Genomic DNA, 14,423 nt, shown 5'->3' on the forward strand with positions numbered 1-14,423 from the left:
GTCGCCGGGTGGCGCAGGCCCTGCGCGGGCACCGGCACCCGGGCAGGATCGGTCCATGAGCGCTGGGACCACGGAACTGGACGCGTCGGCCCTGGTGCGCGAGCTCGTCCGTCGACCGACGGTCTCGGGCAGCGCCGCGGCCCAGCGGGACTGCATGGGGATGGTCACCGAGGTGCTGCGCGAGCGGGCCCCGCACCTCGACGTCCGCGTCGGCCGGGACCCGGACCAGCCGTGGAGCCTGCTCCGGACGCCCACGGACCCCACCCGCCCGCACCTGCTCCTGGCCTGCCACGTCGACACCGTCCCGGTCCCCGACCCGGGGGCGTGGCAGCGCGACCCGTTCGGAGCCGACGTCGAGGCCGGCCGGGTTTGGGGCCGGGGCGCCAGCGACATGAAGGCGGGGCTCGTCGCCGCCGCGGCCGCGCTGGCCGCCACCGACCCGCAGGTCCCCGTCGCCCTGCTGCTGACCAGCGACGAGGAGATCGGCTCCCAGGGCGCCGCCGCCGCGGCCGGGGCGGTGGCCGAGCTCCCGGTCGGTGCGGTCGTCGTCCCCGAGGCCACCGGCAACCAGGTCGTCCTCGGCCACAAGGGCGCGCTGTGGGTGGCGGTGCGCACCGCCGGGCGGGCGGCGCACGGCAGCACCCCGGAGCGCGGCCACAACGCCGTCCTCGACCTCGTCGCGGTCCTCTCCCGGGCCCCCGGCGCGCTCCCCCTGGGCAGCCACCCCTTCCTGGGGGCCGAGACGTGGAACTGCGGGACCGTCTCCGGCGGCACGGTGCCCAACGTGGTCCCCGACCGGGCCGAGGCGGTCATCGACATGCGGACCGTCACCGACGGCGCCGACCTCCTCGCCTGGTGGCGCGACCAGCCCGAGGTCGCCGACGTCGACGTCCGCGTGGACCTCCCGCCGGTGGGCACCCCGGCCGACGACCCGTGGGTCGCCACCCTGCCCGCGCCGGTGCTCCCGACCCCGGCCACCTACTTCACCGACGCGTCGGTGCTGGGCCAGGTGGTCGGGAGCGCCCCGATCGTGGTGTGGGGACCCGGCACGCCGGCGGTCATGCACGCCGTCGACGAGTACGCGGAGCTGGGCGAGCTCGAGGACGCGGCCACCCTGCTCACCGGTGTCGCCGCCCGGTGGCCGCGCTGACCCCTGGCGGGGTCAGCCGCCCTCGGGGGCGGTGAACGTGGGGGTCAGCCCGTCGTCCGGGGGTCCGGCGCCGTCCGGCGCGGGGACGACGGCGGTCGTCCCCGCCACGACCGGGTCGCCGGACCGGGCGTCCCGCTCCAGGGCGGCCAGGAGCCGCTCCTCGTCGGGCGCGAGGTCACCGGGGCCGAGGTGGCCGCCGGGCGGCCCCGCGTCCGCCCCCGACGCCATCGCGGTGTCCGGGGTGGGGTCGTCGGGAGCGTTCACGCGGCTGTTCCTCACCGTGGGTCAGCGGGGGAAGTTCGGCTCGAGCCGGGGGACGATCTGCATCTCGGGGATGAACGCCGCCGGGTGCAGCGTGACCAGCGTGCGGATCGCGTCGGCCACTGCCGACGGCGGCATCATCAGGTGCCCGGGGATGCCCCACTGCTCCATCATCGGGGTGTCCATGGCCGCCGGGATGACGCTCTGCACCCGGCACGGGAACGGCCGCTCGCTGCCGTCCTCGGCCCGGACCGCCTTCTCCCGCAGCTCGCGCTGGATGCACTTCGTCGCGTTCAGGAAGCCGGCCTTGGAGCCGTTGTAGGCGATGGCGCCGCTGCCGGAGGTGATGGCCGAGAGCGACACGACGTGGACCACGTCGGCGGTGCGGCCCTCCGGCAGGTGCTGCACCCGCTTCATGAACTCGCTGGTGAGGAAGATGGGACCCTCGCAGTTGACCGCCATGACCCGGCGGTAGTCCTCGAGGTCGATGTCGGTGATGTAGCCGGGGCGGTCGATGCCAGCGACGTTGACCAGGACGTCGAAGGCGTCGCCGTGCCGGTCGAACAGCTGCTCGACCACCGCGCGCCGGCTGCCGTCGTCGGTGACGTCGAGCGCGACGACCTCGCCGGAGCCACCGGCCGAGGTCACCTGGCCGAGCGTCTCCTCGCTGCCCGCGGCGTTGATGTCGCCGACGGCCACGTGGGCACCGGCCTCGGCGAGCGCCAGGGCGGTGGCCCGTCCCAGCCCGCTGGCCCCTCCGGTGACGAGTGCGACCCGGCCCTTCAGCGGCGCGTCCATGCAGCAAGCTCCTCCGTCGTCGTGCGTGTTCGGTCCCCGACAGCCTCTCGGACAACGGGGACCGCCGCAGGTCGGACCGGCGGGGGCAGCTAGCCGGTCGTCACGCGCCCGGAGGCGCGCGCCCCGCGCACCCGCTGGCCGGGCGTCGCCCAGACGTCGGCGAGGGTGACGGTCTGCAGCCCGCGCTCGGCGATCAGCTCCAGCAGCGCCCCGTAGACCTTGGTGACCGACGGCTGGTTGGCGTGCCCGACGACGATCGTCTGCGGGTTGAACCACTGCCGGGCGGCCGCCATGAGCTCCTCCGGCGTCAGCACCCGGAAGTCCTCCATGGTGCCGTCCCACATCGCGATGGTCGGGTGGCCGAGGTCGGCGGAGATCCGGTCGACGCGCTCGTCGTGCGCCCCGAACGGCGGCCGGAGGAAGGGGCTGTCCCGCACCCCGAAGGTGTTGCTCAGGAAGTCCCGGTTGCGCCGGATCTCCTCGGCCACCTCCTGGTCGCCCAGGGTCGTCAGGTCGGGGTGGGACCACGTGTGGTTGCCCATCGCGACCTGCCCGGAGTCGATGAGCGGGCGCAGCAGCGGGGCGTTCTCCTCCCAGGAGGCGTAGCGGCCGTTCGGGAAGAAGGTCATGCGGACGCCGCTGTCCGCGGCGAACCGGGCGTAGGCCGCGACCACCTCGGAGCTCGTGCCGTCGTCGATCGTGAGCGCCAGCGCGTTGCCCTCCCCGGGCAGGGTGTCGATGACGCCGAGGGGCGGCGGCACGGGCACGACCCCGGCGGCGGTGGGAGGTGCGGCCGGCTCCAGCACGCGGACCGCCGCCCCCGGGCCCGGAGGGGCCGCGGCCGGGCCGACGGCGTCGCCCAGCCCGGTCGCACCACGTGCCACTGCCGTCCCTGCCAGACCGGCCGCGAGGGCGAGCAGGAACCGTCGTCGGTCCATGCGGCGGAAGTTAGTGAGCGCCGCGCGGCATGCCCGGGAGGGCGCGCGGCGACGCGCCGGACCGGTTCGTACCGCGACCGGCCGACCTCGCTGGGTGACCGTCAGACGGTGTGCAGCCCGGCTGCCTCGATCAGCCGTGCCTGCTCCCGGCACCACGGCGACCAGGCGTCGCCCTCGGTCTCCTGGCGGCGGCGGAACGCGGCCCAGTCGAGCAGCTCCCACTCCCACACCTCGGAGGGCTCGGGTGCGGGGGTGCCGGTGAACCGGCCGACGTAGACCGGGCAGATCTCGTTCTCCACGACGCCGCGGAACTCCGCTCGGTACCGGTACCCGGGCACGGCCGGCCGGACGTCGGAGACGCCGAGGCCGAGCTCGAACCCGGCCCGGCGGGCGATCGCGTCGCCGTCGTCCTCACCCGGGCCCGGGTGCCCGCAGACGGTGTTGGTCCACATCCCGGGGAAGGTGGCCTTGTCCTCCGCCCGGCGGGTGACCAGCAGCCGGCCGGCGTCGTCGAACAGGTAGGCCGAGAAGGCCCGGTGCAGCGGGGTCTCCCCGTGGTGCACCTCGGGCTTGGGCATCGTGCCGATCTCCCTGCCGTCGTCGTCGACCAGCACGATCAGCTCGACAGGGGAGGCGGTCACGACGCCCATGGTCCCCGATCGACGGACCTCGTGCCCAGGCGGTCCCCGTGCGGCCGGCGGCGGCGCGGGGCACAGTCACCGGGTGGACAGCTTCCGCCGAGACGGCCTGACCTTCGACGTCCGCGACGCCGGACCGACCGACGGCGAGCCCGTCGTCCTCCTGCACGGGTTCCCGCAGGACTCCACCGCCTGGGACCTGGTGGCCCCCGCGCTGCACCAGCACGGGCTGCGCACGCTCGCCCCCGACCAGCGGGGGTACTCGCCGATGGCCCGGCCCCGCGGCCGGCAGCACTACCGGCTCCGGGAGACGACCGCCGACGTGCTCGCGCTGCTCGACGCCGCCGGCCTGGAGTCGGCGCACGTCGTCGGCCACGACTGGGGCGGCATCGTGGGCTGGGCGCTGGGCGCCTGGCACCCCGACCGGGTGCGCACGCTCACCGCCCTCTCAGTGCCGCACCCGGGCGCGATGGCGCGCGCCATAGTGACCAGCGACCAGGCGCTGCGCTCGTACTACATGGGCCTCTTCCAGCTCCCGCTCGTGCCCGAGCAGCTACTGCTGGCCGGCGACGGCGCAGCGCTGCGGCGGATGCTGAGGCACGGCGGCCTGCCGGACGAGGCGGTCGAGCGCTACGTCCGCAAGATGCAGGAGCCAGGGGCCCTCTCGGCCGCCATCGGCTGGTACCGGGCGCTCCCGTGGAGCGGCCGCGACCCGGTGGGCAAGGTCCGGGTGCCCACCCTGCACGTGTGGAGCACCGGCGACGCCTTCCTCGGCCGCGCCGCCACCGAGGACACCGCCCGCTTCGTGGACGCGCCCTACCGGCTCGAGGTCCTCGACGACGTGACGCACTGGATCCCGGAGCTGGCCGCCGACCGGACCGCCGGGCTCGTCACCGCCCACGTGCGCGGCTGACCCGCCCGGGTTGGGAGACTGCCGCGCATGACGTCGCCGCTGACCCGCGCCCAGCGCCTCGACCGGCTGCCCTACACCCGCGAGCACGGTCGGCTGGTCGTCGGCTCGGGCATGGGCTGGGCCCTGGACGCGATGGACGTCGGCCTCATCTCCTTCGTCATGGCGGCGCTGGCGGTGCAGTGGGGCCTCTCCCCCACCGAGCTGTCGTGGATCGGCTCGATCGGCTTCGCCGGCATGGCCCTCGGCGCGACGCTCGGCGGGCTGCTGGCCGACCGCTTCGGCCGGCGCCAGGTCTTCGCGCTCACCCTGCTGGTCTTCGGCCTGGCGACCGGCGCGGCGGCGCTGTCGTGGTCGGTCGGCGCGCTGCTGGTCTTCCGGTTCGTCATCGGCCTCGGCCTGGGCGCCGAGCTGCCGGTGGCCTCGACCCTGGTCAGCGAGTTCGCCCCGGCGCGCATCCGCGGCCGGATGGTCGTCCTGCTCGAGGCGTTCTGGGCCGTGGGCTGGACGCTGTCGGCGCTCATCGGCTACTTCGTGGTCCCCGGCAGCGACGACGGGTGGCGCTGGGCCCTGGCCCTCGGTGCGGCGCCCGCGCTCTACGCCGTCGTCGTCCGGCGGGGCCTGCCCGAGTCGGTGCGGTTCCTGGAGCAGCGCGGCCGGACCGAGGAGGCCGAGGCCGCGGTGCGCCGCTTCGAGTCGGCGGCCGGGGTGGCACCGGTGGACTCGCCGCCCGCCCGGCCGGTGGCCTCGCCCGGCGCCCGGGCGCTCTGGGGAGCGGCCACGCGCAACCGCACGGTGGCGCTGTGGGTGGTGTGGTTCAGCATCAACTTCGCCTACTACGGCGCCTTCGTCTGGCTGCCCACCCTGCTGTTCAACGACGGCTTCTCGCTGGTCAAGTCCTTCGGCTACACGCTGGTCATCACCCTCGCCCAGCTGCCCGGGTACGCCGCGGCAGCCGTCCTGATCGAGAAGTGGGGCCGGCGGCCGACGCTGGTCACCTTCCTCCTGGGCTCCGCGGCCGGCGCCGGCATGTTCGCCGCCGCCGACGGCGACACCGCCGTGCTGGTCACCGGCATGGTGCTCTCGTTCTTCAACCTCGGCGCCTGGGGTGCGCTCTACGCGGTGACGCCGGAGATCTACCCGACCGCGCTGCGGGCGACCGGGGCCGGCGCGGCAGCGGGCTTCGGCCGGCTCGCCTCGATCGCGGCGCCGCTGTGCGTCCCGCCGCTGCTCGGCGCCGGCGGCACCGGGATGGTCTTCGGTGCCTTCGCGGCGTTCTTCGTCCTCGGCTCGCTCGCCGCCCTCGGCCTCCCCGAGCTGCGCGGCCGGGCGCTGGACAGCGAGACGCCGTCCGCCGAGCCGGCCGGGTCCTCGGCCTGACCTCACCGGTTGGTGCGGGGAAGGCCGGGTAGCGGGAGGGCATGCCGAACTTCTCCCCCGGTCACCTGGCCGGCACGACGGTCGCCGTCACCGGTGCCAGCGGCAACGTCGGCACCGCCCTGCTGCGCCGGCTCACCGCCGCCTCCGCCGGGGTGGCCGAGGTCCGGGGGCTCGCCCGTCGCCGTCCGCCGTCGGTCGCCCCCTACGACGGCGTCCGCTGGCACCTGGCCGACCTCGGCGAGGCGGCGAGCGAGCGGGAGATCGCCGAGCTCGTCGCCGGCGCCGACGTCGTCGTCCACCTGGCGTGGGCGCTGCAGCCGGGGCGCGACCCCGACCTCCTGCACGAGGTGAACGTCGAGGGCACCCGGCGCGTGGCCCGGGCGGCCGCCGCGGCGGGCGTGGGCCAGTTCGTGCACATGAGCTCGATCGGCACCTACGCCGGTGGCGCCCGCGGGCACCGCGTACAGGAGGACTGGCCGACCACCGGCATCCCCAGCGCCCAGTACAGCCGCGACAAGTCCGCGGCCGAGCGGGTGGTCCGCGAGGTGTTCGGCCGGCACCGGGACACCACGGTGACCGTCGTCCGCCCCACGCTCGTGCTGCAGCCGGAGGCCAGCAGCGAGATCGGCCGCTACTTCCTCGGCCCGCTGCTGCTCGGCGCCGCGCGGATGCTGCCGGGGTCGGTGGCGAAGCTGCTGCCCCTGCCGCTGCCCGCGCTGGCCATCTCCTTCGTGCACGCCGACGACGTCGCCGACGCCATCGAGCGGATGATCGACCGCCGCGCCCCCGGCCCGTTCAACCTGGCCGCCGAGCCGCTGATGGACGCCGACGCCCTGGCCAAGGCGCTGGGCACCTTCCGGGTGCCCACGCCCGCGTTCGCCCTGCGCGCCGGCCTCGCCGCGGCGCACGCCGCCCACGTGGTGCCGACCGAGCCGGGGTGGCTCGACATCGGCACCCAGGTCCCGGCGCTGGACACCAGCCGGGCCCGCAAGCTGCTGGACTGGGCGCCGTTCCACCGCGGCGACGACGTGCTGCGCCAGTTCGTCGCCGCGCTCGGCAACGGCGTCGGCGCGCCGGGGCCGCTGCTGCGGCCCGCCGGTGGGCCACAGCTCGATCCGGCAGGCGACCCGGCCAACGCCCCGGGCCCGCGCGCGAACTAGGCGGTCAGCTCTTCGACGTCCAGGCGCCGACGGCCCGTCCGGTGCGCGCGAAGACCTCGCTGGCGCGCTCGGCCCGGAGCGCGACCAGCAGCGCCTCCCCCTCGGCCAGCGTGGTGTCCGGGTCGTCCGCGGCGACGAGCCGGGCGGTCGCGGTGGCCCGCCGTCCCTCGACCGAGACCAGCTGGCCGGTGACCACGAGCGGCACGCCCAGGTGCACCGGCCGGCGGTAGGTCACGGTGAGGCTCGCGGTCAGCCCGCCGTGCCCGGCTCCGCGGGCGGAGCGCGCCAGCACGTGGTCGAGCAACGTGGCGACGACGCCGCCGTGGGCTAGCCCGGGCGGGCCCTCGAGCTTCTTGCCGACGGTCACGTGCCCGACGCAGCGCCCCTCGTCCGGGAAGTCCTCGACCACCATCGGCGGCGCGACCGGGCTGCCCGGGCCGTACACGGGGCTGTACCAGCGCTGGCCGCTCTCCGGGTCGTCCACCGAGGCGATCTCGTGCACCTCGCGGAGGTCGGTGGACAGCAGCGCCGTCAGCTCGCGGGCCGCCCGGGCGGCCTCGGCCAGCCGCTCCAGCGGCACCTCGGTGCGGACGGCGGCGTCGACCAGCTCGCGCAGCGCCTCCCCCAGCTCGGCGACGGCGTCGCGGCGGACCGCCCGCTCGTCAGCCACGGGGCATACCGGCCTCGCGCAGCAGCGCGCCGCCGATGATGACCCGCTGCACCTCGCTGGTGCCCTCGTAGAGCCGGTACAGGCGGGCGTCGCGGTAGAAGCGCTCGACCGGCGTCGTCCGCAGGTAGCCCATGCCGCCGTGCACCTGCACCGCCTTGTCGACCGCCAGGCCCACCATCTCGGTGCAGAAGAGCTTGGCCGAGGACGGGCCGACGGAGGTGTCCTCGCCGGAGTCGTAGCGGGCGGCGACGTCGCGCACCATGCTGCGGCCGGCGAGCAGCTCGGCGTGCATGTCGGCGAGCATCGCCTGCACCAGCTGGAAGCGGCCGATCGGCGCCCCGCCCTGCTTGGCCGTGGCCGCGTAGGCCACCGACTCGTCCAGGACGCGCTGCGCCATCCCGACGCAGAGCGCGGCGATGTGCAGCCGGCCGCGGGAGAGCACGGTGAGGGCCTTGGAGTAGCCGCGGCCCTCCTCGCCGATGAGCGCCTCCGCGGGGACCCGCACGTCGTCGAAGTAGACCTCGGCGGTCCACGCGCCGGCCTGGCCCATCTTCTTGTCCTTCGGGCCGACGGTCACGCCCGGCGTGGAGGTCTCGACGACGAAGCTGGAGATGCCGCGGCCGCCCTTCTCCTCCGGGTTGGTCCGGGCGAAGACGACGAAGAGGTCGGCCAGCGGGGCGTTGGTGATGTAGCGCTTGCTGCCGTTGATGACCCACGAGTCGCCGTCGCGGCGCGCGGTCGTGCGCAGCGCCGAGGGGTCCGAGCCGGCCTCGGCCTCGGTGAGGGCGAAGGAGCCGATCAGCTCACCGGCCGACAGCCCCGGCAGGTACTTCTTCTTCTGCGCCTCGTCGCCGAAACGGGCGATCACCTGGCCGGAGATCCCGTTGTTGGTGCCGAACAGCGAGCGGAAGGCCGGCGTCGTGTAGCCGAACTCGAAGGCGAGCTCGACGTCCTCGCTCATCGTGACGCCCAGGCCGCCGTACTCCTCGGGCAGCGCGTACCCGAACAGGCCCATCTCGGCGATCTGCGCGCGCAGCTGGTCGGGGATGCGGTCCTCGTCCTCGATCTGCTCCTCGAGGGGGATGACCGACTCGCGGACCAGCTGGCGAACGGCGTCCTTGATCTGGCGGAAGTCCTCGGCGTCCACGCCGCCATGGTGACGCGTGCCTCAGCCCGGCCGTGCGGCGGGGTGCCGGGACGCGCCTCGAGCGCCGAGCCATGCGAACTCGTGGCCATCGGCCGGCGATGGCCACGAGTTCGCATGGCTCGGGCAGCCTGTGGACGGCGGGAGCGAGCGCCTCGCGGTTTCGGCACGCTCCCGCCATGCCGACACCCCCTGTCCCGCCACGGGTGCACGGGCCCCTCGACCGGCGCGGCGCCCGGGCCGCGGGGATCACCGACTGGCACCTGCGGCACGCGGAGGTCCGTCGCTCCTCGCGCGACACCTACCTGCCCCGGGCGTCGACCGGGCTCGAGCAGGTCCGCGCCGTCCTCATCGGCGCCCCGGACGACGCGGTCGTCAGCCACCTGACCGCTGCGCGGCTGTGGGGGCTCGAGGTGCCGCTGGTGGCGCCGGACCAGCCGGTGCACCTGACCGTGCCGCCGTCCGCCCGGCGCCGACACCGCCGCGACCGTCGTCTCCACTTCTCCGACGTGCCCGCGCCGGAGACCCGTCGTCGGCACGGGGTCGTGGTGACCTCGCCCAGCCGGACCTGGATCGACCTGGCCGCCGTCGTCCCGCCCGGCGCGCTGCTGGCGGTCACCGACCAGATGCTCGCCCGCGGTTTCCCGCGGGACGAGCTCGACGCGGTCACCGCGCGGTCGGCCGGGCGCAGGGGCGTGGCCGCGGCCCGCCGGGTCGCGCCGTGCGGGGATCGGCTGGCCGGCTCGCCGATGGAGTCGGTCCTCCGGTGGGCCGTCCACGAGGCCGGTCTCCCGCCGCCGGTCCTGCAGCACGTCGTGCGGGACGCCGGGCGGTTCCTCGGGCGGGTCGACCTGGCCTGGCCTGCGCACCGGGTGGTCGTCGAGTTCGACGGCGACGTGCACCGCGACCGCCGGGTCTTCGTCGAGGACCTGAGGCGGCAGAACGGGCTGGTCCTGGCGGGCTGGACCGTCCTCCGGTTCACCTCCGCCGACCTGCTAGGGCGACCGGCCCAGGTGCTGGCGGCCATCCGCGCGTCGCTCGGCCTGGGCTGAGAGCGGAAGCGGCCGCCGAGACGCACGAACTCGTGGCCATCAGCTCTCGATGGCCACGAGTTCGTGGGGTTCGTGCGTGCGGAGGGCTCAGGCGAGGGCGTCCAGGCGTGCCATGTCCTCGTCGGAGAGGGTCAGCTGGGCCGCCCCCAGGTTCTCGGTCAGGTGGTCGACCGACTTGGTGCCCGGGATCGGCAGGATGACCGGCGACTTCTGCAGCAGCCAGGCGAGCGCCACCTGCGACGGCGTGGCGTCCAGCTCGCGCGCGATGTCGGCGACCGGGCTGTCGGGCGCCGCCAGGTCACCGGTGGCGATCGGGAACCACGGGATGAAGGCGATGTTCTCGGCGGTCGCGTAGTCCAGGACGTCCTGGCTCTGCCGCGTCGTCAGGTTGTAGAGGTTCTGCACGCTGACGATCTCGGTGATCTCGCGGGCGGCCTTCAGCTCCTCGACGGAGACCTCGGAGACGCCGATGTGGCGGACCTTGCCCTCCTCCTTGAGCTCGGCGAAGGCGCCCAGCTGGTCGGCCAGCGGGACCTCGGCGTCGATCCGGTGCAGCTGGATCAGGTCGATGCGGTCGACCTTCAGGTGCCGCAGGGAGAGCTCGACCTGCTGCTTGAGGTAGGCGGGGCGGCCGACCGGCGTCCAGATGCCGGGGCCCTGGCGGGTCAGCCCGGCCTTGGTCGCGATGACCAGGTTCTCGGGGTACGGGTGGAGGGCCTCGGCGATGATCTGCTCGCTGACCTCGGGGCCGTAGGAGTCGGCGGTGTCGATGAAGTCGACGCCCTGCTCGATCGCGGCCTTCACCACGCGGACGGCGGCGGGGCGGTCGGCCGGCTCGCCCCAGACACCGGGCCCGGGCAGCTGCATGGCGCCGTAGCCGAGCCGGTGGACGGGGAGGTCCCCACCGATGCTGAACGTGTCGCTGATCTGTGCGGTGGTCATGCCAGTGGCCAGCACGGGACGGCGCGCGTGTGTTCCCCGCAGCGTGTTCGATGTGCGGGTGGGCGAGATCATCGTGCTGAGGCACGGGCAGACCGAGTGGAGCCGGACGGGGCAGCACACGGGGACCACCGACCTGCCGCTGCTGCCCGAGGGCGAGGAGCAGGCCCGCGCGCTGCGGGCGGCGATGGCCGAGCGCCGGTTCGTCGAGGTCCGGGTCAGCCCGCTGCAGCGGGCCCGGCGGACGGCGGAGCTGGCGGGGCTCACCACCACCGACCTCGACCCGGACCTGGTCGAGCTCGACTACGGCGGCTACGAAGGGCGCACGACCGCGGAGATCAGCGAGGAGCTGGGCCGCGAGTGGTCGATCTGGGAGGACGGCACCGCCGACGCCGACGAGCCCGGTGAGTCGCTGGCCGACGTGGGCGCCCGCGTGGACCGGGTGCTGGACCTCGTCCGGGACCGGCTGGCCGACGGCGACGTGGCGCTGGTGGCCCACGGGCACGTGCTGCGGGTCGTGGCCGCGCGCTGGCTGGGGCTGCAGCCGGAGGCGGGCGCGCTCCTCGCGCTGCCCGCCGGCCGGTACGGCGTGCTGGGCCACGAGCACGGCCGGCAGGTGCTCACCGGCTGGGCGCTGGGCTGACGCCGGGGCGGCCGAGGGCCGTCAGCGGACCGCGAGCGCCTCGCGGACCGAGGACATGAGGAACTCGCCGTCGGCGGCGCCGGCGGACCCGAGGAACCAGGTCATCAGGACGACGTGCGTCCCCGCCACCCCACCGACCAGGAGCGGCACGGCGTAGCCGGTCGCTCCCGCGCCCAGCAGCAGCTCGCGCACGGCGAGGACGGCACCGGCCACGACCACCGCCGGCCACACGACGAGGGACACCGCGGTGAGCACCCGGACGAGCCTCCGCCAGCCCAGGGTGCCGGTGAGCCGGGACCCCTCGGCGGTGTCGGTCAGCCGGCCGCGGAGCTCGTGGGTGAAGGAGTTGCCGAACGTCGGCATCGTGGCGACGACGCGGACCTCGCCGTCCCGGACCTGGCCCTCGACGATGCGGCGGTCCCGCGGGACCTGGGGCCGACGCCACCAGGACCGCCGGGTGAGGACGGCGCGCAGCCGCTCCTCGGCGACCGCCGCCGGCAGCGGTGAGGCGAGGTCGACCTCGTGCACGCGCCAGAGCGCCAGCCACCGGCGCAGCAGGGGCCCCGGCCGCTCCTGCACGCGCGTCACCGCCGGGCCCGCTCCACCGGCTGCCAGCGGCCCTCGGGCTCCTCGGCCGGCGGGTCCGGGCGCACCGGGCGGCCGAACAGCCAGCCCTGCCCCATGTCCGCGCCGAGCGCGGTGACCTCGTCGGCCAGCTGCTCGGTCTCGATGCCCTCGGCGACGACGACCGCACCGAGCTGGTGGGCGAGGTCGGTGACCGCCTTGAGCACCGTGCGGGCGCCGTCGTCGGGCAGCTCCTGCACCAGTCCCTTGTCCAGCTTGACGACGTCGGGGCGGATGGCGGCCAGCAGCGACAGGCTCGACCAGCCTGCGCCGACGTCGTCCAGGGCGACCCGCCAGCCCAGCGAGCGGTAGTGCTCCAGGACCGAGACCAGGTGGCCGCGGTCGGCGATGACGTGCGACTCCACGACCTCGAAGACCAGCTGGTCCGGCGCGATGCCGACGTCGTGGGCGACCCGCTCGGTGCTGGCGAGGCAGACCTGGGGCCGGAAGATCGACGTCGGGTTGAAGTTGACGAACAGGTCGTCGCCGCCGAGCCAGGGCATGGCGCCGGCGATGGCCGACTCCCGCCCGATGCGGTCGAGGCGGTGCAGCCAGCCGGCGGACTCGGCGACGAAGAACAGGTCCCCGCCGCCGACCTCGCGCCCGTCGACCAGCCCGCGCAGCAGCGCCTCGTGGGCGACGACGGAGCGGTCGGCCAGCGAGACGATGGGCTGGTACACCGACCAGAACTCGGCCTCGGCCAGCACGCCGACCTCGACGGTGACCCCGCGGCGGGCGAGCTCGACCGCGAGGGTCGGGGCGGTCAGCAGCCGGGCGGTCCGGGCGGCGCCGTCGTCCGGCGGGTCGGTGGCCACGCGCACCGCCTCGGTCTCGGCCCCGGTCAGCTCCCGGGCGAGGCGCTTGAAGAGCGCCTCCAGGGCCCGGCCACCGCGCTCGTCGACGATGTCGAGCAGCTGGGGCGAGGAGTGCACGGTGAGGCCCAGGGCCTTGGCCGTGCGCGAGACGTGCGGGAGCACGTGCCCGATCGACGTGGCCAGCAGGGCCCGGGAGGCACGCCCGGGCACCTCCCAGTGCTGCCGGCAGCCGCACACCCCGCCGCAGTTCGTTCCCACGGGGAAAGCCTGACTCACCGGTCGAGGTCTTGGTCCTAGGCGCGCGGCCCGTATCGGATCCACTTAAGGGGGTACTCGCGGGGGATCTGCAACATGTCCACAACTTGAATGTCTAAGGTTTGGCCATGGCCGCTCTCCCCACAGCCGAAGAAGCCCGACCCAGTCGCGGCGGCCGACCGCGCGACCCCAGCCGGGACGGCGTGATCCGCGCCGCGATCCTCCAGCTGCTCGCCGACGTGGGCTACGGCGCGCTGACGATGGACGCCGTGGCCGCGGAGGCCGGCGTCGGCAAGGCCACCATCTACCGCCGCTGGCGGACCAAGCAGGACCTCGTCGTCGACACGATCTCCGACCTCAACCGCGCCGAGGCCCAGAGCCCCGACACCGGCTCGCTCGAGGGTGACCTGCGCGAGCTGCTGCACAGCCTCGTGGGGGTCGTGAACGGCCCGACCGGTGCGGCGACCCTGTCGCTGCTGTCCACCGTGCCGCGCCAGCCGGCCCTGGCCGAGGCCTTCCACAACGGCCCGCTGGCGGTCTGGCAGCAGTCGTTCGAGGCCGTCTTCGACAACGCCGAGGCCCGGGGCGAGGTCTCCGCCGCGTTCCGCTCCTCGGTGGCCGCGGAGAGCATCAGCGCCCTGCTGGTGCAGCGCTGGCTGCTGACCGGCCGCACGGTCGACGAGGCCTACGCCGACCAGGTCCTCGACACGGTCATCCTGCCGCTGGTCCGGGCCACCGCCTGACCTGCTCGCGAACGGCGAAGGCCGGTCCACCCCACGGGGTGGACCGGCCTTCGCCGTGTCAGGGGTGCGCGGTCAGCGCTTGCGGTGCCGGATCTTCTGGACGACGACGAACGTCACCAGCAGGCCGACGGCGCCGACCGTGGCCTGACCGGCCGGGGTCTGCAGGAACCGCTGGACGGCGTCCTTGCCCTGGGCCTTGAGGCGGGTCGGGCTGGTCCGGTAGACGATCTGGTCCAGCGTGGCGGCCAGCGACTCGCGGGCCGAGTCGATCTCCAGCTGAATCTGTCGTGGGTCGCGAGGCAC

At 75.0% G+C, this 14,423-nt stretch carries 17 protein-coding genes; 7 read left to right on the forward strand and 10 right to left on the reverse strand.

The window, feature by feature from the left end:
- Window positions 1-55: 55 nt before the first annotated feature.
- Window positions 56-1,150 (forward strand): M20/M25/M40 family metallo-hydrolase, encoded by a 1,095-nt coding sequence (locus E4P43_RS05070; RefSeq protein WP_209313737.1) that lies wholly within the window; start codon window positions 56-58, stop codon window positions 1,148-1,150.
- Window positions 1,151-1,162: 12 nt separating this feature from the next.
- On the opposite strand, the gene E4P43_RS05075 is transcribed toward E4P43_RS05070, so the two are convergent.
- From E4P43_RS05075 to idi, 4 genes are all read right to left on the reverse strand, one after another.
- Complete coding sequence (locus tag E4P43_RS05075) at window positions 1,163-1,414, reverse strand: hypothetical protein (RefSeq protein ID WP_135144329.1); 252 nt, start codon at window positions 1,412-1,414, stop codon at window positions 1,163-1,165.
- A 21-nt stretch (window positions 1,415-1,435) separates the two neighbouring features.
- Window positions 1,436-2,209 carry an SDR family oxidoreductase gene (locus tag E4P43_RS05080; protein ID WP_135144330.1) on the reverse strand — a complete coding sequence of 258 codons (774 nt, stop codon included), beginning with the start codon at window positions 2,207-2,209 and terminating at the stop codon, window positions 1,436-1,438.
- Window positions 2,210-2,298: 89 nt separating this feature from the next.
- Complete coding sequence (locus E4P43_RS05085) at window positions 2,299-3,147, reverse strand: polysaccharide deacetylase family protein (protein ID WP_135144331.1); 849 nt, start codon at window positions 3,145-3,147, stop codon at window positions 2,299-2,301.
- A gap of 101 nt (window positions 3,148-3,248) precedes the next feature.
- On the reverse strand, window positions 3,249-3,797 hold the full coding sequence (idi, locus tag E4P43_RS05090; protein WP_135144332.1) for an isopentenyl-diphosphate Delta-isomerase: 549 nt from the start codon (window positions 3,795-3,797) through the stop codon (window positions 3,249-3,251).
- Window positions 3,798-3,870: 73 nt separating this feature from the next.
- On the opposite strand from idi, the gene E4P43_RS05095 reads away from it, so the two are divergent.
- The 3 genes from E4P43_RS05095 to E4P43_RS05105 are packed head-to-tail and all read left to right on the forward strand — an operon-like array spanning window position 3,871 to window position 7,235.
- Window positions 3,871-4,698, forward strand: coding sequence for an alpha/beta fold hydrolase (locus E4P43_RS05095; protein ID WP_135144333.1), 828 nt, complete (start codon window positions 3,871-3,873; stop codon window positions 4,696-4,698).
- 27 nt (window positions 4,699-4,725) lie between these two features.
- Window positions 4,726-6,075, forward strand: coding sequence for an MFS transporter (locus E4P43_RS05100; protein WP_135144334.1), 1,350 nt, complete (start codon window positions 4,726-4,728; stop codon window positions 6,073-6,075).
- 41 nt (window positions 6,076-6,116) lie between these two features.
- Window positions 6,117-7,235: an NAD-dependent epimerase/dehydratase family protein gene (locus E4P43_RS05105; RefSeq protein WP_135144335.1), complete on the forward strand. Its 1,119-nt coding sequence runs from the start codon at window positions 6,117-6,119 to the stop codon at window positions 7,233-7,235.
- A gap of 4 nt (window positions 7,236-7,239) precedes the next feature.
- Here the strand turns inward: E4P43_RS05105 and E4P43_RS05110 are convergent, their stop codons facing one another.
- Both E4P43_RS05110 and E4P43_RS05115 read right to left on the reverse strand, forming a co-directional pair.
- Window positions 7,240-7,905, reverse strand: a complete 666-nt coding sequence (locus E4P43_RS05110) for a PaaI family thioesterase (RefSeq protein ID WP_135144336.1) — start codon at window positions 7,903-7,905, stop codon at window positions 7,240-7,242.
- A complete protein-coding gene (locus tag E4P43_RS05115) occupies window positions 7,898-9,052 on the reverse strand; it encodes an acyl-CoA dehydrogenase family protein (protein WP_135144337.1) in 1,155 nt (384 codons plus the stop codon). Before E4P43_RS05115 ends, E4P43_RS05110 begins: the two co-directional genes overlap by 8 nt.
- A 176-nt stretch (window positions 9,053-9,228) precedes the next feature.
- Between E4P43_RS05115 and E4P43_RS05120 the strand changes: the two genes are divergently transcribed.
- Window positions 9,229-10,101 carry a DUF559 domain-containing protein gene (locus E4P43_RS05120; protein ID WP_167759071.1) on the forward strand — a complete coding sequence of 291 codons (873 nt, stop codon included), beginning with the start codon at window positions 9,229-9,231 and terminating at the stop codon, window positions 10,099-10,101.
- Window positions 10,102-10,188: 87 nt separating this feature from the next.
- On the opposite strand, the gene E4P43_RS05125 is transcribed toward E4P43_RS05120, so the two are convergent.
- Complete coding sequence (locus E4P43_RS05125; protein ID WP_135144339.1) at window positions 10,189-11,043, reverse strand: aldo/keto reductase; 855 nt, start codon at window positions 11,041-11,043, stop codon at window positions 10,189-10,191.
- A 58-nt stretch (window positions 11,044-11,101) separates the two neighbouring features.
- Between E4P43_RS05125 and E4P43_RS05130 the strand changes: the two genes are divergently transcribed.
- On the forward strand, window positions 11,102-11,683 hold the full coding sequence (locus E4P43_RS05130; protein WP_135144340.1) for a histidine phosphatase family protein: 582 nt from the start codon (window positions 11,102-11,104) through the stop codon (window positions 11,681-11,683).
- A gap of 21 nt (window positions 11,684-11,704) precedes the next feature.
- On the opposite strand, the gene E4P43_RS05135 is transcribed toward E4P43_RS05130, so the two are convergent.
- The gene (locus E4P43_RS05135; RefSeq protein ID WP_135144341.1) at window positions 11,705-12,271 is read right to left on the reverse strand and encodes a hypothetical protein; all 567 of its coding nucleotides are present in this window, start codon (window positions 12,269-12,271) and stop codon (window positions 11,705-11,707) included.
- Complete coding sequence (locus E4P43_RS05140; protein WP_135144342.1) at window positions 12,268-13,380, reverse strand: EAL domain-containing protein; 1,113 nt, start codon at window positions 13,378-13,380, stop codon at window positions 12,268-12,270. Before E4P43_RS05140 ends, E4P43_RS05135 begins: the two co-directional genes overlap by 4 nt.
- A 200-nt stretch (window positions 13,381-13,580) precedes the next feature.
- Here E4P43_RS05140 and E4P43_RS05145 point away from each other — a divergent pair, with 200 nt between their 5' ends.
- Window positions 13,581-14,120, forward strand: a complete 540-nt coding sequence (locus E4P43_RS05145) for a TetR/AcrR family transcriptional regulator (protein ID WP_245158937.1) — start codon at window positions 13,581-13,583, stop codon at window positions 14,118-14,120.
- Window positions 14,121-14,192: 72 nt separating this feature from the next.
- On the opposite strand, the gene E4P43_RS05150 is transcribed toward E4P43_RS05145, so the two are convergent.
- Window positions 14,193-14,423, reverse strand: coding sequence for a DUF3618 domain-containing protein (locus E4P43_RS05150; protein WP_113800257.1), 231 nt, complete (start codon window positions 14,421-14,423; stop codon window positions 14,193-14,195).

Origin of the sequence: Blastococcus sp. TF02A-35 (assembly GCF_004571075.1) — a bacterium.
Lineage (GTDB): Bacteria > Actinomycetota > Actinomycetes > Mycobacteriales > Geodermatophilaceae > Blastococcus.